At 72.9% G+C, this 1691-nt stretch carries 2 protein-coding genes; one reads left to right on the top strand and one right to left on the bottom strand.

Translation table 11 applies throughout. From position 1 onward, the window contains the following. Positions 1-109 precede the first annotated feature (109 nt). Positions 110-1126, bottom strand: a complete 1017-nt coding sequence (locus PROKR_RS01485; protein ID WP_084800197.1) for a sulfite exporter TauE/SafE family protein — start codon at positions 1124-1126, stop codon at positions 110-112. Between the two features lie 236 nt (positions 1127-1362). Here PROKR_RS01485 and PROKR_RS01480 point away from each other — a divergent pair. Beyond that, a partial coding sequence (locus PROKR_RS01480; RefSeq protein WP_036959095.1) for an inositol monophosphatase family protein occupies positions 1363-1691 on the top strand: 329 nt, incomplete at its 3' end.

Raw genomic sequence — 1691 nt, 5'->3', positions numbered from 1 at the left:
GGCAGGCCCGGCAGCGCGGCGGCGAGGGCCGACGGCGGCAGCGCGCCGCCGAGGGCCAGCTCGAGGAGGTCCAGCTCGTCGTCGGAGAGGACGCGGGCGGGGGAGTCGGTCATCTGCGGGAGCTCGATTCTGCTGGGTCGGTGCCGTCGGCCGGTCCGGTCACGGGGTCGTCCGGGGGACCGTCCGGCCGGTCCGGGGCGGGCTCCCGCCGGTTCGAGTCGGCCTCGGGCGCCTGCGCGGTGGCGGAGAAGCGACGCTTGACCCAGAACCACACCAGGTTGCCGAGTACGAGCGCCGCGCCCGCGGCGCCCAGCACGACGGGCAGGCTCGCGCCGAGCAGCTTGAGTGCGGAGGCCAGCAGCAGGATGGCCAGGGCCCGGCGGATGATGCCGCCCGGCGCGCGCGACGACACGTGCGCGCCGAACCAGGCGCCGGGGATGGCGCCGATGAGCAGGGAGGTGGTCAGCCCGAGCGAGAAGTCGCCGTACAGGAGGTGGCCCAGCGACGCCGCCGCGACCAGCGGCACCGCCTGGACCAGGTCGGTGCCCACGAGCTGGGACGCCTTGAGCGCCGGGTACAGCAGCAGGAGCACGACGATGACCACCGAGCCCGCGCCGACCGATGTCATGCCGACCAGGAGCCCGGCCACCGCGCCGAGGATCGCGGTGGGCACCGGCCGCACCACCATCTCGGGCGCGGACGGCCGGGTCGGTCCCTCGCCGAGCGCCGAGCGGGTGCGCACCATCTGCAGCACGGCGCGCACCACGAGGCCACCGGACGCGATGAGCAGCGCGACACCGAGCACCGTCTTGAGCGCGGCGTCGAGGGAGTCGCCGAACGGCAGCGCCTGGATGAGCAAGGCGCCGGAGAACGCCGCGGGCACGGACCCGACGCACAGCCAGAGCACGAGCTTGAGGTGCACCGTCCCGCGCCGCAGGTGGACGATCGCGCCCGCGGGCTTCATGAAGAGGCTGGCGACCACGTCGCTGGAGACCGCGACGAGGGGGTCCACGCGGAAGACGAAGATGAGCATCGGCGTCATGAGGGCGCCGCCGCCCATGCCCGTCAGGCCGACGATGAAGCCGACCACGAGGCCGCCGAGGACGAGGGGAAGCTCGATGCTCATCGCGCGCGACCCCGGTGGGTCCGGCTGGAAATTAACTCGATCAAACTCATCGGAATAGTGTTCATTAGCGCCTCCTGGAGCCGGTAGTGATGCTTACGGGTCCACTGGCGCTGGATCGCATGCCGGAATGGTAGCCTCGGCGCGTCCGCCGGACTTCACCTGTGGCACCTTGGCCCCTCGTCGAGCGCCGCGTGAGACGGCCGGATCAGCCGGAAAGCCGTCCACCCTGGAGATCGATGAACGCGCCCTCCCCCACGCTCTCTCCGGCGTCGCTCGCCGACGACGACGCCCTCGCCCACGCACTCGCCTCGGGAGCGGCGGAGGTGCTCCTCGCGCTCCGCGCCGAGGTCGACGACGCCGGTGGGTCCTTCGACGCCAAGGAGCTCAAGGACGCCGGTGACGCCGCCGCCCAGGCGTGGCTCGCCGCCACGCTGAGCACTGCGCGGCCCGACGACGCCGTCCTCTCCGAGGAGGCCAAGGACGACGCGAGCCGCACCCGTGCAGATCGTGTGTGGATCATCGACCCGCTCGACGGGACCCGGGAGTTCGCCGAGCGCTACGCCGA

Source organism: Promicromonospora kroppenstedtii DSM 19349 (assembly GCF_000515355.1).
GTDB classification, from domain to species: Bacteria; Actinomycetota; Actinomycetes; order Actinomycetales; family Cellulomonadaceae; genus Promicromonospora; species Promicromonospora kroppenstedtii.
This window is presented reverse-complemented; position numbering and strand designations above follow the sequence as displayed.

Bases quoted from the DNA above. Each gene is read 5' to 3' on its own strand.
- PROKR_RS01485 (WP_084800197.1), bottom strand. From the start codon at position 1,126: ATGAGCATCGAGCTTCCCCTCGTCCTCGGCGGCCTCGTGGTCGGCTTC.